At 70.6% G+C, this 17,752-nt stretch carries 18 protein-coding genes; 11 read left to right on the forward strand and 7 right to left on the reverse strand.

The annotated features are described in order from the left end of the window. Positions 1 to 126 precede the first annotated feature (126 nt). The gene (locus IEY81_RS07420; protein ID WP_189117816.1) at positions 127 to 744 is read left to right on the forward strand and encodes a hypothetical protein; all 618 of its coding nucleotides are present in this window, start codon (positions 127 to 129) and stop codon (positions 742 to 744) included. A gap of 125 nt (positions 745 to 869) precedes the next feature. Here the strand turns inward: IEY81_RS07420 and erm are convergent, their stop codons facing one another. The 3 genes from erm to IEY81_RS07435 form a co-directional block, all read right to left on the reverse strand. Next, a complete protein-coding gene (erm, locus tag IEY81_RS07425) occupies positions 870 to 1,628 on the reverse strand; it encodes a 23S ribosomal RNA methyltransferase Erm (RefSeq protein ID WP_189117817.1) in 759 nt (252 codons plus the stop codon). Positions 1,629 to 1,928: 300 nt separating this feature from the next. Next, positions 1,929 to 3,329 (reverse strand): NAD(P)H-quinone dehydrogenase, encoded by a 1,401-nt coding sequence (locus IEY81_RS07430; protein WP_189117818.1) that lies wholly within the window; start codon positions 3,327 to 3,329, stop codon positions 1,929 to 1,931. Between the two features lie 35 nt (positions 3,330 to 3,364). After that, entirely contained in the window at positions 3,365 to 3,907 is a 543-nt protein-coding gene (locus IEY81_RS07435) for a DinB family protein (RefSeq protein WP_189117819.1), read from the reverse strand. Between the two features lie 121 nt (positions 3,908 to 4,028). Here IEY81_RS07435 and IEY81_RS07440 point away from each other — a divergent pair, with 121 nt between their 5' ends. From IEY81_RS07440 to IEY81_RS07455, 4 genes are all read left to right on the forward strand, one after another. Next, the gene (locus tag IEY81_RS07440; RefSeq protein WP_189117820.1) at positions 4,029 to 4,577 is read left to right on the forward strand and encodes a TetR/AcrR family transcriptional regulator; all 549 of its coding nucleotides are present in this window, start codon (positions 4,029 to 4,031) and stop codon (positions 4,575 to 4,577) included. Between the two features lie 135 nt (positions 4,578 to 4,712). Then, on the forward strand, positions 4,713 to 5,792 hold the full coding sequence (locus IEY81_RS07445) for an ABC transporter permease (protein WP_229787494.1): 1,080 nt from the start codon (positions 4,713 to 4,715) through the stop codon (positions 5,790 to 5,792). Then, a complete protein-coding gene (locus IEY81_RS07450) occupies positions 5,789 to 6,487 on the forward strand; it encodes an ABC transporter ATP-binding protein (RefSeq protein WP_189117822.1) in 699 nt (232 codons plus the stop codon). The genes IEY81_RS07445 and IEY81_RS07450 overlap by 4 nt, the downstream gene beginning before the upstream one ends. 15 nt (positions 6,488 to 6,502) lie before the next feature. Next, positions 6,503 to 7,102, forward strand: coding sequence for a TetR/AcrR family transcriptional regulator (locus tag IEY81_RS07455; protein WP_189117823.1), 600 nt, complete (start codon positions 6,503 to 6,505; stop codon positions 7,100 to 7,102). Here IEY81_RS07455 and IEY81_RS07460 read toward each other — a convergent pair. Next, complete coding sequence (locus IEY81_RS07460; protein WP_189117824.1) at positions 7,099 to 8,163, reverse strand: SDR family NAD(P)-dependent oxidoreductase; 1,065 nt, start codon at positions 8,161 to 8,163, stop codon at positions 7,099 to 7,101. The genes IEY81_RS07455 and IEY81_RS07460 overlap by 4 nt on opposite strands. A 104-nt stretch (positions 8,164 to 8,267) precedes the next feature. On the opposite strand from IEY81_RS07460, the gene IEY81_RS07465 reads away from it, so the two are divergent. Then, complete coding sequence (locus IEY81_RS07465) at positions 8,268 to 10,106, forward strand: flavin-containing monooxygenase (protein ID WP_189117825.1); 1,839 nt, start codon at positions 8,268 to 8,270, stop codon at positions 10,104 to 10,106. Between the two features lie 69 nt (positions 10,107 to 10,175). Here IEY81_RS07465 and lpdA read toward each other — a convergent pair whose 3' ends face one another. Next, complete coding sequence (gene lpdA, locus IEY81_RS07470; protein ID WP_189117826.1) at positions 10,176 to 11,576, reverse strand: dihydrolipoyl dehydrogenase; 1,401 nt, start codon at positions 11,574 to 11,576, stop codon at positions 10,176 to 10,178. 73 nt (positions 11,577 to 11,649) lie between these two features. Between lpdA and IEY81_RS07475 the strand changes: the two genes are divergently transcribed. The 3 genes from IEY81_RS07475 to IEY81_RS07485 are packed head-to-tail and all read left to right on the forward strand — an operon-like array spanning position 11,650 to position 14,613. Further along, entirely contained in the window at positions 11,650 to 12,102 is a 453-nt protein-coding gene (locus IEY81_RS07475) for a gamma-glutamylcyclotransferase (RefSeq protein ID WP_189117827.1), read from the forward strand. A 29-nt stretch (positions 12,103 to 12,131) separates the two neighbouring features. Then, entirely contained in the window at positions 12,132 to 12,929 is a 798-nt protein-coding gene (locus IEY81_RS07480; RefSeq protein ID WP_189117828.1) for a purine-nucleoside phosphorylase, read from the forward strand. Positions 12,930 to 12,963: 34 nt separating this feature from the next. Further along, entirely contained in the window at positions 12,964 to 14,613 is a 1,650-nt protein-coding gene (locus IEY81_RS07485; RefSeq protein WP_189117829.1) for a phospho-sugar mutase, read from the forward strand. 109 nt (positions 14,614 to 14,722) lie between these two features. On the opposite strand, the gene IEY81_RS07490 is transcribed toward IEY81_RS07485, so the two are convergent. Further along, positions 14,723 to 15,292: a hypothetical protein gene (locus IEY81_RS07490; RefSeq protein WP_189117830.1), complete on the reverse strand. Its 570-nt coding sequence runs from the start codon at positions 15,290 to 15,292 to the stop codon at positions 14,723 to 14,725. A gap of 45 nt (positions 15,293 to 15,337) precedes the next feature. Here IEY81_RS07490 and deoC point away from each other — a divergent pair, with 45 nt between their 5' ends. Both deoC and IEY81_RS07500 read left to right on the forward strand, forming a co-directional pair. Continuing rightward, positions 15,338 to 16,015: a deoxyribose-phosphate aldolase gene (deoC, locus tag IEY81_RS07495; RefSeq protein ID WP_189117831.1), complete on the forward strand. Its 678-nt coding sequence runs from the start codon at positions 15,338 to 15,340 to the stop codon at positions 16,013 to 16,015. A 30-nt stretch (positions 16,016 to 16,045) separates the two neighbouring features. Next, complete coding sequence (locus IEY81_RS07500; protein WP_189117832.1) at positions 16,046 to 16,648, forward strand: ATP-binding protein; 603 nt, start codon at positions 16,046 to 16,048, stop codon at positions 16,646 to 16,648. Here the strand turns inward: IEY81_RS07500 and IEY81_RS07505 are convergent. Continuing rightward, positions 16,645 to 17,733, reverse strand: coding sequence for an adenosine deaminase (locus tag IEY81_RS07505; RefSeq protein ID WP_189117833.1), 1,089 nt, complete (start codon positions 17,731 to 17,733; stop codon positions 16,645 to 16,647). The genes IEY81_RS07500 and IEY81_RS07505 overlap by 4 nt on opposite strands. Between the last annotated feature and the right edge of the window lie 19 nt (positions 17,734 to 17,752).

Consider the following 17,752-nt stretch of genomic DNA (forward strand, 5'->3'; position numbering starts at 1 on the left):
CGCTGGCCGAGATGGCACCGTGGTGCCGTCTCGGCCGACGCGAGCGACGTCTCGGCGGACTCAGCACCGCGAGGCGTAGGAGCCGATAGGTTGAGCCCACCAACCCGTGACCGCTAGGAAGCTCTCGTGGACAGTACTTCTCGGCAACCCACACCCGAGCACCACCGACGCCCTGCATCTGAGAGCGCACGAAACCTCTGGAACCACGGGCCCAACTGGATCTCTGCGATCGCTGCGCTGATCGGCGCGCTGGGCCTCGGTGGCGTGCTCACTCATCTTGCCGGCGCCGATGACTCCTCCGGTGGCTCCGCGAGCTCGCCCACCGCGACCGCCACCGTCACCGTCACCGCGACGGTTGCGCCGTCTGGCGGTGCTGCGCCCAGCGAGGCCGCGAACACCAGCGCCGATGGCGTGCGATGGAGCGGAGAGGTCACTCTCGGCGAGCTCAACTTCGACTTCTCGCCGCCGAAGCTGACTCCGGGCAACACCGTTGGCCAGCTCCAGTCCGACATGGTGTGGGTCGATGACAGCTCCTCCGAGGTGTTGATCGCGGCCTGGCTGAGCGACTCCGTGCCGACCAAGGAGGAGTGCGACACCTCCGTCGCCGAAAGCGGCAGCACTACGGTCCGGGACATGACCCCGGGGCTCTACGTGTGTGGAAAGACAGCTGAAGGTCGCATCTTCCGCCTCAAGACATTGACCACTGGAAACGCGATCAAGGCCGACGCGACGGTCTGGAATTAGTTCGCTGACCGGGCCCGGCTCTCAGCTCCCGCCAAACCCCCACCAACAGCGAGGCGTCGGCTACGTCGGCCGAAACGGCAGCTGAGTGCCGTCTCGGCCGACGCGGGTGACGCCTCGGCGATGGATCAGCGCGAGACGTACGCCTCGACCCAGTCCTCCGCACGCAGATCCCGCGGGAGCACCGGCGCCTGAGAGCGGCGGCGGCGCCGGGCGATGCGCTTGGCGAGGGCGGCGGGTACGCCGTTGCGATGCAGGATGTCCGCGACCCCGCGGCCGCGGCTGCTGAAGACCGCGGCGACCCATGACTGGAACTCGCGGCGGTGCGCCTCCGGCAGAAGCGGGTCGCGCCGTCGGTCGATGAGGAGCAGGCCTCCGTCGACGTTCGGCCGCGGACGGAATGCGGTCGACGGCACCCGGCGGTCGAGGGTGAAGGTGAACCACGGCCACCACTGCGCGGTGAGCTGGGTCGTACCGCCGACGCCCGCACGCTTGCGGGCGACCTCCCACTGGGTGAGGAGGACGGCGTGACGCCAGCTCGTCGAGGCGAGCAGATGGCGCAGGATGGGGGTGGTCAGGTGGAACGGCACGTTCGAGACGACGACAGCGTCCTGCGGTGGCGCGTGCCGCAGGATGTCGCCCTCGGCGATGCACACGTGCGGGCCGATCCGTCGGCGCAGGTCAGCGGCCCGCCGGGAGTCGATCTCGACCCCCTCCAGCGGTCGGTCGAGCTCGGCCAGCGCCAGGGTGACCGCACCGTTGCCGGTCCCCCACTCCACCAGCGGCCCCTGCCGCTGCGAGACGAGATGGACGATGCGGTCGAGAACCGACCTGTCGGTGAGAAAGTTCTGGCCGAGCTCATGACGGCCAGGGCGTACGTCGGGCATGAATGCTCCTCGAGGAAGAAGGAGCCGGGCGGCATGCGGGTAGCACTCGAGAGCCGCCCGGCAGGGTTGCCAGGTGGCGGCGCGAATGCGACGAGTTGTCTGGTGAGATCCGCGCCGGTCAGCGGCGGCGGATCCGGACGAACATCGTCATGCAGCAATTACCCATGGCGCTGACGCTAGCGAAGCCACAGATCTGTTCGCACACCGTTTTTGACCGCCGAGACGTCACTTGGGTCGGTCGAGACGGCATTTCAGTGCCCTCTCGACCGACCCAAGTGACGTCTCGGCCTGCGGGAGCGCCTACTCGACGTGGTGGAGGCGGCGGGCGGCCTCGGCGGTGGAGCCGGAGATGGAGGGGTAGACGGTGAAGCTGTTGGCGATCTGGTCGACGGTGAGGCCGGTGGAGACCGCGAGGGTGATCGGGTGGATCAGCTCGGAGGCGCGGGGGCCGACGACGACGCCGCCGATGACGACGCCGGTGCCGGGGCGGGAGATGAGCTTCACGAAGCCGTCGGAGATGCCCTGCATCTTCGCCCGCGGGTTGCCCTTGAGGTCGAGCCGCAGCGTGTCGGCGACGACCTCGCCGGAGTCGACCTGGGCCTGGGAGTAACCCACGGTGGCGATCTCGGGCGAGGTGAAGACGTTGGCCGCGACCTCCTTGAGGTCCATCGGGATGACCGCGTCGCCGAGGAAGTGGCGCATCGCGATGCGGCCGGCCATGGCGGCGGTGGAGGCGAGCATGAAGCCGCCGGTGCAGTCGCCGGCGGCGTACACGCCGTAGGCGGAGGTGCGCGAGACCTTGTCGGTGCGGATGAAGCCGCCCTCGTCGAGCTCGATGCCGGCCTCCTCCAGGCCGAGCCCCTCGGTGTTGGGGATCGAGCCGAGCGCGAGGATGCAGTGGCTGCCGGTGACCTCGCGACCGTCGGTCAGCTTGACGGTGACGACGTCGCCGGAGCGGGTCACCGACTCCATCCGCGACTTGCTGAGGATGTTCATCCCCTGCCGCTCGAGTACGTCCTGGAGAACCGTCGCCGCGTCCGCGTCCTCGCCCGGGAGGACGCGGTCGCGGGAGGAGACCAGGGTGACCTGGGCGCCGAGGTTGAGGTAGGCGTTGGCGAACTCCACACCCGTGACACCCGAGCCCACCACGATCATGTGGGAGGGCAGCTCGTCGAGGTCGTAGACCTGCTCCCAGGTCAGGATGCGCTCGCCGTCGGGCTGCGCGGTGGGCAGCACCCGGGGCCGCGCACCGGTGGAGATCAGGACCGCGTCGTTCTCGATCGCCTCCTCGCCGCCGTCGTCGGCCCGGGTCGCGACCACCTGGCGCCGGTCGGCGTCGAGCCGGCCGGTGCCCTTGACGACGCGGATCCCACGCCGGGTCAGCCTGCTCTCGATGTCGCTCGACTGCGCGAGCGCGAGCGCCTTGACGCGCTTGTTGACCAGCGCCAGGTCGGCGTAGAGCTCGGTGGCCGGGTCGCCGTGGTGGTCGCGGAAGTTGACGCCCAGGTCGCGGGCGAGGGTCATGTCCGACATCAGCTCGGACGTGGCGATCAGGGTCTTGCTCGGCACGCAGTCGGTGAGCACCGCGCTGCCGCCGAGGCCGTCGCGATCGACGACCGTCACCTCCGCCCCGAGCTGATGGGCGACCAGCGCCGCCTCGTATCCGCCAGGGCCCCCACCAATGATCGTCACCCGCGCCATGGGCGCCATTCTTTCACGCCACGTCAGCGACGGAGTCAGCCCATCGTCTTCTGACCGTCGATGGTCTCCCGGATGATGTCGGCGTGACCGGAGTGCTGCGCGGTCTCGGCCAGGATGTGCGTGAAGGTGCGACGGTGGGACCACCGGACGCCGGCCTCGAACCACGGGGCCTCGGGCAGCGGGTGGTCCGCGTCGAGGTCGACGGTGCGGATCAGCTCGTCGGTGGCGGCGGCGACCTCCTCGTACGTCTCGAGCACGCCGGCCAGCGTCTCGTCCTCGGCCAGCACGAAGCCGGCGGCGAACTCGGCGTACTTCTCGGGGCTGACCTCCTGCGCCACCGGGCCGCGGACGACAAAGTCGGCCCAGCCGCGCTCGACGCCGGAGACGTGCTTGACCAGCCCACCGAGGCTGAGCGCGGAGACGGTCGGGGTGAGCCTGGCCTGCTCGTCGGTCAGGTCGCGGACGGCGAAGCGCAGGAAACCGCGGTGCTTGGCCAGGGCCTCCAGCAGGTCGGCCCGCTCACGGGTGGAGGCGGAGGTCGTGGAGGTGGCGGCGGCGTTCACAGCGGTTGCGGTCATGTCGTGGTCTCCTTGGTGGTATTTCCTTCTGACACCGGCAACGCTAGGGAGGGTTCAGGTCAGTTTCCGTCCGCATTGAACGGTGGCCTGAAAATGCCCGAAGGACGATTACGCTGCTGGGATGACGAGGCCCGCGAACCCGACCCGCAGCGACGCGGTCCGCAACCGTGATCTGCTGGTCGCGGCTGCCCGCGAGGTGCTCGCCGAGCAGGGTCTCGACGCACCGATGTCCGCGGTGGCCAAGCGCGCCGGCGTCGGGCAGGGCACCCTCTACCGGCACTTCCCCGACCGGCTCACCCTGGCCAGGGCGGTGCTGGACGAGAACGTCGCCCACATCGAGGAGGTGGCGGCCCGGCCGGGCGCGACGCTGGCCGACGTGCTCGGCGTCATCACCTGGCAGATGATCCACTCGATCGCCTTCGTGAGCCTGATCCGGCTCAGCGGCGAGGAGACGTCGCAGGACCTCGCCGACCGCGTACGCACCGCCGTCGACGGGCTCCCCACGGAGAGTCACGCGACCGGGACCCGCGACACCGACGACGTCATGCTCGCCGTCGCGATGGTCTCCGGAGCCGTGCACGGCCCGACCGAGCAGGTGCGCGAGGCGACCGCCCGCCGTGCCTGGCAGCTGCTCGGCATCGAGATCGGTGAGGTCACGCCCGATCACTGAGGTCGCGTACTCCGAGTAGGTGCTGGCGGCACGCAGGAATAGGCTTACCGACATGATGTCGATAAAACTTCGTGGTGGTCAGTCGTGTTCCTAGCCTGGCGTGAGCTCTCCTTCGCCCGAGGACGGTTCGTCCTCATGGGCTCTGTCGTAGCCCTCATCGGGCTCCTGATGGTCCTGCTCTCCGGACTCTCCGTCGGTCTCGTCAACGACGGCGTCTCCGGGCTGCAGAAGCTGCCGGTCTCCTCCTTCGCGTTCCAGGACGGTGTCGACAAGACCTCGGCCTTCTCCCGGTCCGTCGTAGGCGTCGAGACCGCCGAGACCTGGGCCGAGCAGGACGGCGTCGAGGACGCCACCCCGTTCGGCAACTCGCTGGTGAACACCCGCACCGACAAGGACGTCGACATCGACATGGCCCTCTTCGGCGTCGAGGAAGGCTCCTGGCTCTCCCCCGAGGCCACGGACGGCGCCGACCTGAGCGGGCCCGGACAGATCGTCGTCGCCGGCACGCTGAAGGACGAGGGCGTCGCCGTCGGCGACACCGTCGAGATCGACCAGATCGGCACGAAGTTCGAGGTCGTCGGCTTCCTCGACGGCCAGCACACCTACGGCCACGTCGACGTCGGCTACGTCGACCTGCGCACCTGGCAGGAGATCCGCGCCGGCGTCCGCCCGGGCGAGCCCGTGCCCGACCACGTCTACGACGACGCGACCGCGGTCGCGGTCAAGTACGACGCCGACGCCGACGTCGACCTCGCCGCGGGCGACAAGGCGGCGGAGACCACCTCGATGACGCTGAAGGAGTCGTACGGCGCGTCCCCCGGCTACACCGCCGAGACCTCCACGCTCCAGATGATCCAGGTCTTCCTCTACGCGATCTCCGCCCTCGTGGTCGGCGCCTTCTTCACGGTCGTCACGATCCAGCGCCGGCACGAGATCGCGGTGCTGCGGGCCATGGGTGCCAGCACCCGCTACCTGCTGCGCGACAGCCTGACCCAGTCGGCGATCCTGCTGATCGGCTCGTCCGCGGTCGGGGTCGCCATCGGGCTGATCCTCGGCGCACTGATCTCCAGCTCGCCGATGCCGTTCGCCCTCGAGGCCGCACCGGTGGCCGTCGCCACCGTCCTCCTCGTGGTCCTCGGCATGGTCGGCGCCGCAGCCGCCGTCTTCCGCATCACCCGGGTCGACCCGCTGACCGCCCTCGGAGGAAACCGATGAGCACCACCGCACCAGCCACCACCCGCACCGGCCTCGAGATCTCCGGGGTCTCGCTCGTCCACGGTGACGGGGAGAGCACCGTCACCGCGCTCGACGACGTGTCGCTGACCGTGTCCCCCGGTGAGTTCGTCGCCATCGTGGGCCCGTCGGGTTCCGGCAAGTCGAGCCTGCTCGCCGTCGCCGGCGGCCTGGCGAAGCCCGACTCCGGCACGATCCGCGTCGGCGGCCACGACCTCGGCGGCATGTCCGGCCGCCGGCTGACCGAGCTGCGACGTACGCAGATCGGCTTCGTGTTCCAGAGCGGCAACCTGATCCCGGCGCTGACCGCGGTCGACCAGCTGCGCCTGCCGATGACGCTGGGGCGGGTCGAGAACCCGCGCGACCCGATGGAGCTCCTCGAGGAGGTCGGGATGGCTCACCGGGCACGCCACCGCCCGGACAAGCTCTCCGGCGGCGAGCGCCAGCGCGTCGGCATCGCCCGCGCCCTGGTGACCCGTCCGGCCCTGCTTCTCGTGGACGAGCCGACCGCCGCGCTCGACCGCAGCCGCAGCCACGACGTGGTCTCCCTGCTGGCCCGCGAGACTCACGGGCACGACGTGGCGACGGTTATGGTGACCCACGACCAAGACGTCCTGGAGCACTGCGACAAGGTCTACCGCATGACTGACGGCACCCTGGAAGTCGAAAGCAACTGAACCACCGGAGGCATCGTGCCGCGCATCGACGCACCCACCCTCGCCGAGCACCGTCAGCTCAAGCGGAAAGCGGTGCTCGACGCGGCCCGTGACCTCATCGCCGAGACCAGCCAAGCACCCTCCCTCGCCGAGGTGGGCAAGCGGGCCGGTCTCGCGCGCACCAGCGTCTATGAGTACGCCCGCTCGCGCGAGGACCTCCTCGCCGCCGTCGTCGCCGACGTCTTCCCCGACTGGGCCGACCGGATCCGCAGCGCGATCGACGCGGCGCCGACGCCCGGGGAGAAGGTCTGGGCGTACGTCGAGAGCAACGTAACGTTCTTCGGCGGCTCCGAGCAGCAGGTCGCGCGAGCGCTCGGCACGGTCGTGGACCCGGCCGTCCTGCGCGGTCCGATGCAGGAGTTCCACACCGCGCTGCAGGAGCCGCTGCTGGCGTCCCTGCACGAGCTCGGTGAGGACGACCCCGAGACCGTCGCCGACATCGTCGACGCCATGCTCCTGCGCGCCACCAAGCCGATCCGCGACCGGCAGCGGCAGAGCACCTCCGAGGAGCGCGAGGCGGCGCTGGCGCCGCTGCGCCGCATCCTCGGTCCCTACCTGGCTCTCCAGGCCGTCTAGGCCGCTGACCAACCGCCGTCGGAGGCGATCACCGCGCCGTTGATGTTCACCGAGTCGCGCGAGAGCAGGAAGGTGATCGAGGCGGCGAGCTCCTCGGCGGTGGCGATGCCGGGGATCGCGACGCGCATCCCGGCCGTGCGGGACGAGCCGTAGGGCGCGCTCTCCGGCACCTGGATCCCGGTCGCGACCGCGCCGGGAGCGAGCGCGTTGATGCGCACCCCGGTGCCGGCGTACTGGAACGCCGCCGACCTGGTGAGGCCGATCAGCGCGTGCTTCGAGGTCGTGTACGCAGCACCGGCCGCGGAGCCGCGCAGCCCGGCTTCGGAGGCGATGTTGACGATCCGGCCCTCGCCCGCTGCGAGCATCATGGGCAGCACCGCACGCATCAGCCGCATCGGGCCGTCGACGTTGACCGACATGCAGCGGGCCCAGATCGCGTCGTCGATCTCGTGCGGGGCGGCGTCGTCGTCCATCACCCCGGCGACGTTGGCCACCGCGTCGATCCGCTCGCCGGATGCGGACACGATCTCGGCCGCGGCCTCGGGCGCGGTGATGTCGGCGGTCACCGCGGTGAACCGCTCCCCGAGCGCGGTCGCGGTCTCGACCAGCCGCTCGGCGGAGACGTCGACGCCGACGACTCGTCCGCCCTCGCCGACGATGCGCGCCGCGACCGCACGGCCGATTCCGCTCGCGGCGCCGGTGACGACGACGGTCTGAGCGTCGAACCGGCCGCCGGTGAGCACCTCGGTCCAGGGCTGAGGCGCGCCGAGCTCGACGCCCAGGTCGACCGGCTCGGCGGACGAGGCGGCTGGTGCCGCTTCCGCCGTCGGGACGCCGTCGGGGATGACCCCGGTCTCGGCGACCTCGACCAGCAGGCCGACGACCTCGGCCGGGAACTGGCCGCCGGACATCTCCACGAGCTTGTCCAGCGGCAGCCCGAACGCCGGCGCCAGGGCCTCTTCGGTGCCGCCGCCGGCCTCGATGATTCCGCGCAGGACCCTGCCGGCGACGGGGTGGTCCAGGAAGCTGCGTACGGACGAGGACGCGGTGAGGTTCGACATGGCGAGGGGCCTTTCAGCGAGACGGGGATCGAGACGATAGCGGGCGGGACGCGGCAGCACAGGCGAACCGGACAGTGTTGTCCGCTTCGTCTATCGTACGTCGCGTGAACCTCCCCCACACCGATGACCCGGTCACCCCAGAGCGCGCTGCCGTGATCCGGGAGCGCTACACCGCCGAGCGAGAGCGGCGGGTGCGACCCGACGGCGCCGCGCAGTACCAGCCCACCGAGGCCGAGTTCGGCTACTTCGCCGCGGACCCCTACACCGAGCGCTCCGAGCGCGAGCCGCTCCACGACGTGGTCGACGTGGCCATCGTCGGCGGCGGCTTCGGCGGCCTCCTCGCCGGCGCGCGACTGCGCCAGCAGGGCGTCCGCTCGGTGCGCGTGGTCGAGAAGGGCGGCGACTTCGGCGGCACCTGGTACTGGAACCGCTATCCCGGCATCCACTGCGACATCGACGCCGCCGTCTACCTGCCGCTGCTCGAGGAGACCGGCTACGTCCCGCGCTGGAAGTACGCCCCCGGCGAGGAGATCCGGCAGCACGCCGTGCGGGTCGCTGAGAAGTTCGCCCTCTATGAGAACGCCCTCTTCTCGACCGCCGTCACGTCGCTGACCTGGGACGACGCCGACCAGCGCTGGCTGGTGGCCACCGACCGCGGCGACGAGTTCCGGGCGACGTACGTCATCACCGCGACAGGCACGCTGACCGAGCCGAAGCTGCCCGGGATCCCCGGGATCGAGGCGTTCGCCGGCCACACCTTCCACACCTCCCGGTGGGACTACGGCTACACCGGCGGAGGCCCCGAGGGCGGCATGACCGGGCTCGCCGGCAAGCGCGTCGGGATCGTCGGCACCGGAGCCACCGGCGTCCAGGCGATCCCGATGCTCGCCGAGGACGCCGGCTACCTCTACGTCTTCCAGCGCACCCCCTCCACCGTCGGCGTGCGCGGCCAGCGCCCGATCACGGCCGCCGACGTCGGCGCCGACCGGCCGGGCTGGGCGGCCGAGCGGCGGGAGAGCTTCTTGCGGATCGTCTCCGGCGAGGGCGCCGACGCCGACCTCGTCGACGACGCCTGGACCGAGTCTGCGGCGCTGCTGGAGAAGCTGCTGCCCAGCTTCCGCCGCGACCACACGAGCACGGACGCCGACCGGACGGCGCGGTTCGAGGCGGCGTACGAGGCCCTGGACCACGCCACCATGGAGCGGATCCGCGCGCGGGTCACCGAGATCGTGGCGGACCCGAGGACCGCGTCGGCGCTGCAGCCCTGGTACCGCTATGCGTGCAAGCGGCCGACCTTCTCCGACACGTACCTGCCCGCGTTCAACCGCGACAACGTCACCCTCGTCGACACCTCCGCCTCGCACGGCATCGAGCGGATGACCGAGCGCGGCGTCGTCGTGGACGGCGTCGAATACGAGGTCGACGCGCTGATCTTCGCGACCGGCTTCTCCGTCGGCGTCTCCGGGATCACCTCGGGCAGGCTGCCGGTGGTGGGCCGGGGCGGGGTCCAGCTGATGCACGCCTGGGCGCAGGAGGGGCCGCGGTCGCTGCACGGCTTCGCGTCGAACGGCTTCCCCAACCTGATCAAGATGGGGTCGCTCCACAACGCCAGCAGCGTGAACTTCACCCACGTCCTCGACGAGCAGGCGATCCACGCGGCCGCTCTCGTCGCGGCGGCAGAGAGCCGCGGCGCCCTCGTCGAGCCGTCGCGTGAGTCCGAGGACGCCTGGGCCCGCCGGCTCGCCGAGGGTGCGCCGCGGCACGCCTGGTTCCACGCCGAGTGCACCCCCGGCTACTACAACGCCGAAGGCGCCGGCCGGCCCGACCGGGCGACCAGTTATCCCGGCTCCGCCGTCGCCTTCCACGAGGAGCTCCGGGCCTGGCGGGAGGGTTCGATCGACGAGGTGCTGGTGACGCCGCGGAGAAGCGCCGAGGCGCTCTGAGTCGTACGTCCGGACACGACGAGGCCCGGACCGCGGTGAGCGGTCCGGGCCTCGTTCAGGCAGATCAGGTCACAGGTTGATCATGTGACCGGCGATGCCCTCGATGGCTTCCTTCATCGCCTCCGACAGCGTCGGGTGGGCGAAGACGTTGCGGGCGACCTCGTCGGCGGTGAGGTCCCACTGCTGGGCCATCGTCAGCGCGGGCAGCAGCTCGGTGACCTCGGGGCCGATCATGTGGGCACCGAGGATCTCGTTGTGCTCGGCGTCGGCGACGATCTTCACGAAGCCGACGCCCTCGGCCATGCCACGGGCCTTGCCGTTGGCGGAGAACGGGAAGGAGGAGGTCTTGACGTCGAAGCCCTTCTCCTTGGCCTGAGCCTCGGAGTAGCCGAAGGACGCGATCTGCGGCTGGCAGAACGTCGCCCGCGGGATCATGTCGAAGTTGATCTCCATGGTCTCGGCGTCGGCGATCGTCTCGGCCGCGACGACGCCCATCGCCTCGGCGGTGTGGGCGAGCATCAGCTTGCCGGTGCAGTCGCCGATGGCGTAGATGCCCTCGACGTTGGTGCGACCGCGGGCGTCGACGGCGATCGCGCCACGCTCGGTGAGCTCGACACCGGCGGCCTCGAGGCCGAAGCCCTCGACCCGCGGAGCGAACCCGAAGGCCGCGAGGAACTTGTCGGCCTCGAGGACCTCCTCGTCGCCGCCGGCGGCCGGGGCGACCCGGACCTTGACGCCGGAGCCGGTGTCCTCGGCACCCTTGACGGCGGTCGAGAGCAGCACCTTCACGCCGAGCTTCTTGTACTGGCGCAGCAGCTCCTTGGACACGTCGGCGTCCTCGGTCGGCACCATCCGGTCGAGGAACTCGACGATCGTGACGTCCACACCGAAGTTCTTGAGCACGTAGGCGAACTCGACGCCGATCGCGCCGGAGCCACCGATGATGATCGAGCTCGGGAGCTCCTCGGAGAGGATCTGCTCCTCGTAGGTCACGATGTTCTGCCCGTTGGGCTCGACGCCGGGGACCGAGCGGACGGTCGCACCGGTGCCGATGATCAGGTTGTCGAAGGTGTAGTCGGTCGAGGAGTCGTCCTCGCCCTTGACGGCGATCGCCTTCGGGCCGGTCAGGGTGCCCCAGCCGTTGATCTCGGTGATCTTGTTCTTCTTCATCAGGTAGTGCACGCCCTTAGCGCTCGCGTCCGCGACGCCGCGGCTGCGCTTCCAGGTGGCACCGAAGTCCATGGTCGCGTCACCCGAGATCCCGAAGGTCTTCTTCTCGTGGGTGATGATGTGCGCGATCTCCGCGTTGCGGAGCAGAGCCTTCGACGGGATGCACCCGACGTTGAGGCAGACGCCGCCCCAGTACTTGTCTTCGACGACGGCGACGGACTTGCCGAGCTGAGCGGCACGGATGGCGGCGACGTAGCCACCGGGGCCAGCGCCGAGGACGAGAACATCAAAGTGGGTCACGCATCCAAGGGTAGACCGCCGATAACACACAGATCCCAGTCGGGCCAGCGACTGAGCGGTAACCTCGTGACCTGTGACTCTCTACGCGGCCTATGGCGTCAACCTCGACCCCGCGCTGATGAGTGAGCGCTGCCCGCATTCGCCGTTGCGTACGACCGGGTGGCTCGACGGGTGGCGGCTCACCTTCGGGGGCGAGGAGAACGTGCTCGGCGACGGGCCGACGGCCACGATCGTCCCGGACCCGTTCGAGCAGGTCTTCGTCGCGGTCTACGACGTCGTCGACCAGGACATGGCGGCGCTGGAGAAGTGGGAGCTGGCCGACATCGGCCTCTACTTCAAGACCAAGGTGCGGATCAGTGCGCTCACCGGCGAGTTGCTGTGCGAGACGTACGTGCTCGACACCTACGAGGGCGGCATCCCGGACGCCCGCCAGCTGGGCGCGATCGCCGACGCCGCCGAGGCCGGCGGGGCGCCGGACGACTACGTGCACGCGCTGCGTACGCGGCCGTGCCGGTCCAACGACTGATTCGTTCTGGACCGTTCTAGACTCGGCGAGTGACCACGCCTTACGAACTCGCCAAGGATGCCGCCGCTGTTCTCGCAGCGAAGACCGGCGTCGAGAAGCACGACATCGCGCTGGTGCTCGGCTCGGGCTGGCTGCCCGCCGTCGACGCCCTCGGCGAGGACTACACCGAGCTCGCCACCACCGACCTGCCCGGCTTCAGCGCTGCCGCGGTGGCCGGCCACAGCGGGAAGATCCGGTCGATCCGGTCGGCGAGCGGTCGCAACCTGCTGGTCTTCCTCAGCCGCACCCACTACTACGAGGGCAAGGGCGTCGAGGCGGTCGTCCACCCGGTCCGCACCGCGGCCGCCGCGGGCTGCTCGACGATCGTGCTCACCAACGGCTGCGGCGGCCTCAACCCGGCCTGGTCGCCCGGCACCCCGGTCCTGATCCGCGACCACATCAACCTGACCGCGACGTCTCCGCTGGTCGGCGCCAACTTCGTCGACCTCACCGACCTCTACTCCGCGCGCCTGCGCGGCCTCGCCAAGAGCGTGGACGCCTCGCTCGACGAGGGTGTGTACGTCCAGTTCCCGGGGCCCCACTACGAGACCCCGGCCGAGGTGAAGATGGCCGGCATCCTCGGCGGTGACCTGGTCGGCATGTCGACCACGCTCGAGGCGATCGCCGCCCGCGAGGCGGGGATGGAGATCCTCGGCATCTCGCTGGTCACCAACCTCGCCGCCGGCATCTCCGACCAGCCGCTCGACCACTCCGAGGTGCTGGAGGCCGGTCGCGCCGCCGCCGCCCGGATGGGTGCGCTGCTGGGCGACCTCGTGCCGCAGATCTGAGCCTCCGGGCCGGCGATCATCTAGGGTCTGATCCATGGTCCCCACAGATCAGTCTGCGCTCGTCGTCCTCGCCCGCGAGTGGCTCGCCGACGACCCCGACGCACAGACCCGAGCAGAGCTCGAGCGCCTGCTGACGTCCACCGACCCGGCGGCCGCGGCCGACCTCGCCGACCGGTTCTCCGGCACCCTGCAGTTCGGCACCGCCGGGCTGCGGGGAGCGCTCGGCGCCGGTCCCAACCGGATGAACCGCGTGGTCGTCATCAAGGCCGCCGCGGGTCTGGCCCGCTACCTGCTCGCCACCGGCGCGCAGGGGCCGGTCGTGATCGGCTACGACGCGCGCCACAACTCCGACGTGTTCGCCCAGGACACCGCCGAGGTGATGACCGGAGCCGGGCTGCAGGCGCTGCTGATGCCGCGCTCGCTGCCGACCCCGGTGCTCGCCTACGCCGTCAAGAAGCTGGGCGCCAGCGCCGGGGTGATGGTGACCGCCAGCCACAACCCGCCGCAGGACAACGGCTACAAGGTCTACCTCGGCGACGGGTCGCAGATCGTCCCGCCGGCCGACGCCGAGATCGCCAAGCGGATCGCGGCGGTCGACAAGATCAGCTCCGTCCCGCGTGGCCCGGAGGGCCAGACGATCAGCGAGGACCTGGTCGAGAGCTACCTCGACACCGTGGTCGGCCTGCTCGCCGAGGGCGGTGCCCGTGACCTGAAGACGGTCTACACCCCGCTCCACGGCGTCGGCGGTGACCTGGTGCAGCTGGCGATGAAGTTCGCCGGCTTCCCCGAGCCGCAGGTGGTCAAGGAGCAGGAGCGGCCCGACCCCGACTTCCCGACCGTCGCCTTCCCCAACCCCGAGGAGCCGGGCGCGATGGACCGCGCGATGGCCCTCGCGGGCAAGAAGGGCGCCGACCTGGTCATCGCCAACGACCCCGACGCCGACCGCTGCGCCGCCGCGATCCCGGTCGGCAAGAAGTGGCGGATGCTCACCGGTGACGAGGTCGGTGCACTGCTGGCGACCCACCTGGTGCGCAAGGGCGTCACCGGGACGTACGCGGCCTCGATCGTGTCCTCCTCGCTGCTGGGCAAGATCGCCGCGGCGGCCGGGCAGGACTATGCGGAGACCCTCACCGGCTTCAAGTGGATCTCGCGCGCACCCGGGCTCGCCTTCGGCTACGAGGAGGCGCTGGGCTACTGCGTCGACCCCGAGCACGTCAGTGACAAGGACGGCATCTCCGCGCTGCTGCTCCTGTGCGAGCTGGCCGCCTCGCTCAAGGCCGAGGGGCGCACCCTGGCCGACCTGCTCGACGAGATCGCGGTCGAGCACGGTCTGCACGCCACCTCCCAGCTCTCCGTCCGGCTCGAGGACCCCGCGCAGATCGCCGCCGCGATGCAGCGCCTCCGCGACCGGCCGGTGACGGCGCTCGCCGGCGCCGCCGTGCAGCAGCTCGACGACCTCACCACCGGCGTCGGCGGCCTGCCGCCGACCGACGGGATCCGCTACCAGCTGGCCGGCGGCTCCCGGGTGATCGTCCGGCCGAGCGGCACCGAGCCCAAGATCAAGTGCTACCTCGAGGTCGTCCAGCCCGTCGCCGACGCCTCCGCACTCGCCGAGGCGCGTGCTGACGCGGAGATCGCGCTCGGTGCGCTCAAGGTCGACATCCGCGCGGCGCTGGGGTTGTAGAACCGTCCGCTGGATGGGGTGCGACGGCGGCCTGGCGCGATAGTCCAGGGAGTTTTGGCCGGTTACTCACGAGTAGACCGGCCAGAACTCCCTGGACTACCCCGGACGTTCAGAAGACGAGCAACCCCACGAACACCACCGCGACCACGGCGGTGGCCGCGATCAGCGGCCAGTCCCAGCTGCGGCGTACGTCCTCGGCGAGGGCGAACTGCTCGTCGGAGTCGCGCTTGATGCGACGCCGGTCGCGGGCGTCCTGGGCGAGCGAGTTGAGCCGGTCCTCGATGAAGTCGGCCTGGTTGCTCAGCGGGTTGTGCTCGCGCTTGGAACCCTTGACCGCCTCGCGCATCGGTCGACCGACGGCACCGCTGACGAAGGTGCGACCGCCGGCGTAGGCGCCGAGGGTGCGGCCGACCGAGACGCTCTCGAGGGCGGCCATCGGGAAGCGTACGGTCGAGTAGAGGTGGTGGAGGACGAAGTCGCCCTTGCTGACCCCGACCTTGGTGCGGATGAAGGCGGCGTAGGCGATCAGGGCGAAGAGCACTCCACCGGCGGTGGTCTCGGGGTGCCATCCGGTCGCGGCGTCGAGCACCACGACCGCGAGCGCGGCCCCTGCGGCGAAGAGTCCCCACACGGTGCTGCTGGAGTTGCGGAACCACTCCTCGGGCTGATCGTCGTTCACGGCGCAAACCATAGCCCTCCGGGCGAAGATGCCTATGCTGAGGCCGTGTCTACCTCTGCAGAGATCGCCAAGCTGATCGACCACACCCTCCTCAAGCCCGAGGCGACCCGCGCCGACGTCGAGGCGCTGATCCAGGAGGCGGCCGAGCTCGGCACCTACTCGGTGTGCGTCTCCCCCTCGATGCTGCCGATCACCGTCCCCGAGGGCCTCAAGGTCGCCGTCGTGTGCGGCTTCCCGAGCGGCAAGCACATCTCCTCGGTCAAGGCCGCCGAGGCCGCTGCTGCGGTCGAGTCCGGCGCCGACGAGATCGACATGGTGATCGACGTGGGCGCGGCGAAGGAGAAGCGCTTCGCCGACGTGGAGGCCGACATCGCCGCCGTGCGTGCCGCGGCTCCGGCCCCGACGGTGCTGAAGGTGATCATCGAGTCCGCCGCGCTGGAGGACGACGAGATCGTCGGCGTCTGCCAGGCCTCGGTCAGCGCCGGCGCCGACTTCGTCAAGACCTCCACCGGTTTCCACCCCGCGGGCGGCGCCAGCGTCCACGCGGTCGAGCTGATGCGCCAGACCGTCGGCCCGGACCTCGGCGTCAAGGCCTCCGGCGGCGTACGCACCATGGAGCAGGCCGAGCAGATGGTCGCCGCCGGGGCGACCCGGCTCGGCGTCTCCGGCTCGCGGGCGCTGCTGGGCGGCGCCTCGGGGTCGACCCCGGGGTCCGGCTACTGACTTCTGCGCGGGAGGGGCGAGAATGCTCCGGTGCGTGCTCAGGTCATCGTCCTCGCCGGCCCCTCGGGGGCCGGCAAGTCCCGTCTGGCCGAGCGGCTGGGCCTCCCGGTCCTGCGGCTGGACGACTTCTACAAGGACGGCTCCGACCCGTCGCTCCCCCGCATCGCTGACGGCCCCAACGCGGGCCTGGTCGACTGGGACCACCCCGACTCCTGGCTCCCCGAGGACGCGATCAAGACGATCGCCACGCTCTGCGAGACCGGCACCGCCGAGGTGCCGATCTACGACATCGCCCACGACGGCCGCACCGGCTGGCAGTCGCTCGACCTCGGCGACGCGGCCCACTTCGTCGCCGAGGGGATCTTCGCCCAGGACATCGTGGCCGAGTGCCGTGCCGCGGGGCTGCTGGCCGCTGCGTACTGCGTCACCCAGTCGCCGACGGTGACCTTCTGGCGCCGGCTCACCCGCGACCTGCGCGAGCACCGCAAGCCACCGTTCGTGCTGGTCAAGCGGGGCCTCGCGCTGATGCGCGCGCAGCCGCGGGTGGTCGCGGACGCCGTCGCCAAGGGCTGCACCGCGGTCTACCCGAAGCACGGCTACGTCGCGATCGGGCGGCTCCTGGCCGGCCGTTAGGACTCGGCCAGCGCGGCGTAGGCGTCCTTGATCTCGTGGATCAGGTCGACGCGCTCGTCGTAGGGGATGAACGCCGACTTCATCGCGTTGGTGGTCAGCCGCTGCAGCTCGGGCAGGCCCCAGCCGAAGGCCTCCACGATGCCGGCCATCTCGGCGGTCATCGAGGTGCGTGACATCAGCCGGTTGTCGGTGTTGATGGTGACCCGGAAGCCGAGGTCGTAGAGCAGCCCGATCGGGTGCTCGGCGATCGACTTCGCGGCCCCGGTCTGCACGTTGGAGCGCGGGCAGAGCTCGAGCGGGATGCGACGGTCACGGACGTACGCAGCGAGCGACCCGAGCTTCGGCGCCTCGCCCTCCTCGACCGTGATGTCGTCGACGATGCGTACGCCGTGGCCGAGCCGGTCGCAGCCGCAGGGGTGCACGGCCTCCCAGATCGACGGCAGGCCGAAGCCCTCGCCGGCGTGGATGGTGAAGCGCATGTTCTCCGCGGCCAGGTGCTCGAAGGCGGCCAGGAACCGGCTGGGCGGGAAGCCCTTCTCCGGCCCGGCGATGTCGAACCCGGCCACGCCACGGTCGCGCCAGGCGACCGCGAGGTCGGCGATCTCGGTGGCGCGGGCGGCCTGCCGCATGGCGGTGAGCAGCTGGCGTACGACGATCTTGCGGCCGTTCGCCGCGACCGTGGCCATGCCCTCGTCGAACCCGGCCTGGACGGCCTCGATGACCTCCTCGAGCTCGTTGCCGTTGGCCACGTGGAGCTCGGGTGCCCAACGGATCTCGGCGTAGACGACCCCGTCCTCGGCCAGGTCCTCGACGCACTCGCGGGCCACCCTGGTCAGCGCCGGCAGCGTCTGCATGACGGCCAGCGTGTGCGCGAAGGTGTCCAGATAACGCTCCAGCGACCCCGAGTCGGCACTGGTGACGAACCACTCCTCCAGCGCGACCGGATCGTCCTGGGTCCCCTCCGGGAGCTGATGACCCACCTCGGCGGCGAGCTCGATGAGGGTCGAAGGACGTACGCCACCGTCGAGGTGGTCGTGGAGCAGCACCTTCGGCGCTGCCTTGATCTGCATGTCGGACGGTTTCATGGGCCTATTGTTCCGCATG

Source organism: Nocardioides luteus, assembly GCF_014648595.1.
Lineage (GTDB): Bacteria > Actinomycetota > Actinomycetes > Propionibacteriales > Nocardioidaceae > Nocardioides > Nocardioides luteus.

Bases quoted from the DNA above. Each gene is read 5' to 3' on its own strand.
- erm (WP_189117817.1), bottom strand. From the start codon at position 1,628: ATGCCCGACGTACGCCCTGGCCGTCATGAGCTCGGCCAGAACTTTCTC.
- IEY81_RS07430 (WP_189117818.1), bottom strand. From the start codon at position 3,329: ATGGCGCGGGTGACGATCATTGGTGGGGGCCCTGGCGGATACGAGGCG.
- IEY81_RS07435 (WP_189117819.1), bottom strand. From the start codon at position 3,907: ATGACCGCAACCGCTGTGAACGCCGCCGCCACCTCCACGACCTCCGCC.
- IEY81_RS07440 (WP_189117820.1), top strand. From the start codon at position 4,029: ATGACGAGGCCCGCGAACCCGACCCGCAGCGACGCGGTCCGCAACCGT.
- IEY81_RS07445 (WP_229787494.1), top strand. From the start codon at position 4,713: ATGGGCTCTGTCGTAGCCCTCATCGGGCTCCTGATGGTCCTGCTCTCC.
- IEY81_RS07450 (WP_189117822.1), top strand. From the start codon at position 5,789: ATGAGCACCACCGCACCAGCCACCACCCGCACCGGCCTCGAGATCTCC.
- IEY81_RS07460 (WP_189117824.1), bottom strand. From the start codon at position 8,163: ATGTCGAACCTCACCGCGTCCTCGTCCGTACGCAGCTTCCTGGACCAC.
- IEY81_RS07485 (WP_189117829.1), top strand. From the start codon at position 12,964: ATGGTCCCCACAGATCAGTCTGCGCTCGTCGTCCTCGCCCGCGAGTGG.
- IEY81_RS07505 (WP_189117833.1), bottom strand. From the start codon at position 17,733: ATGAAACCGTCCGACATGCAGATCAAGGCAGCGCCGAAGGTGCTGCTC.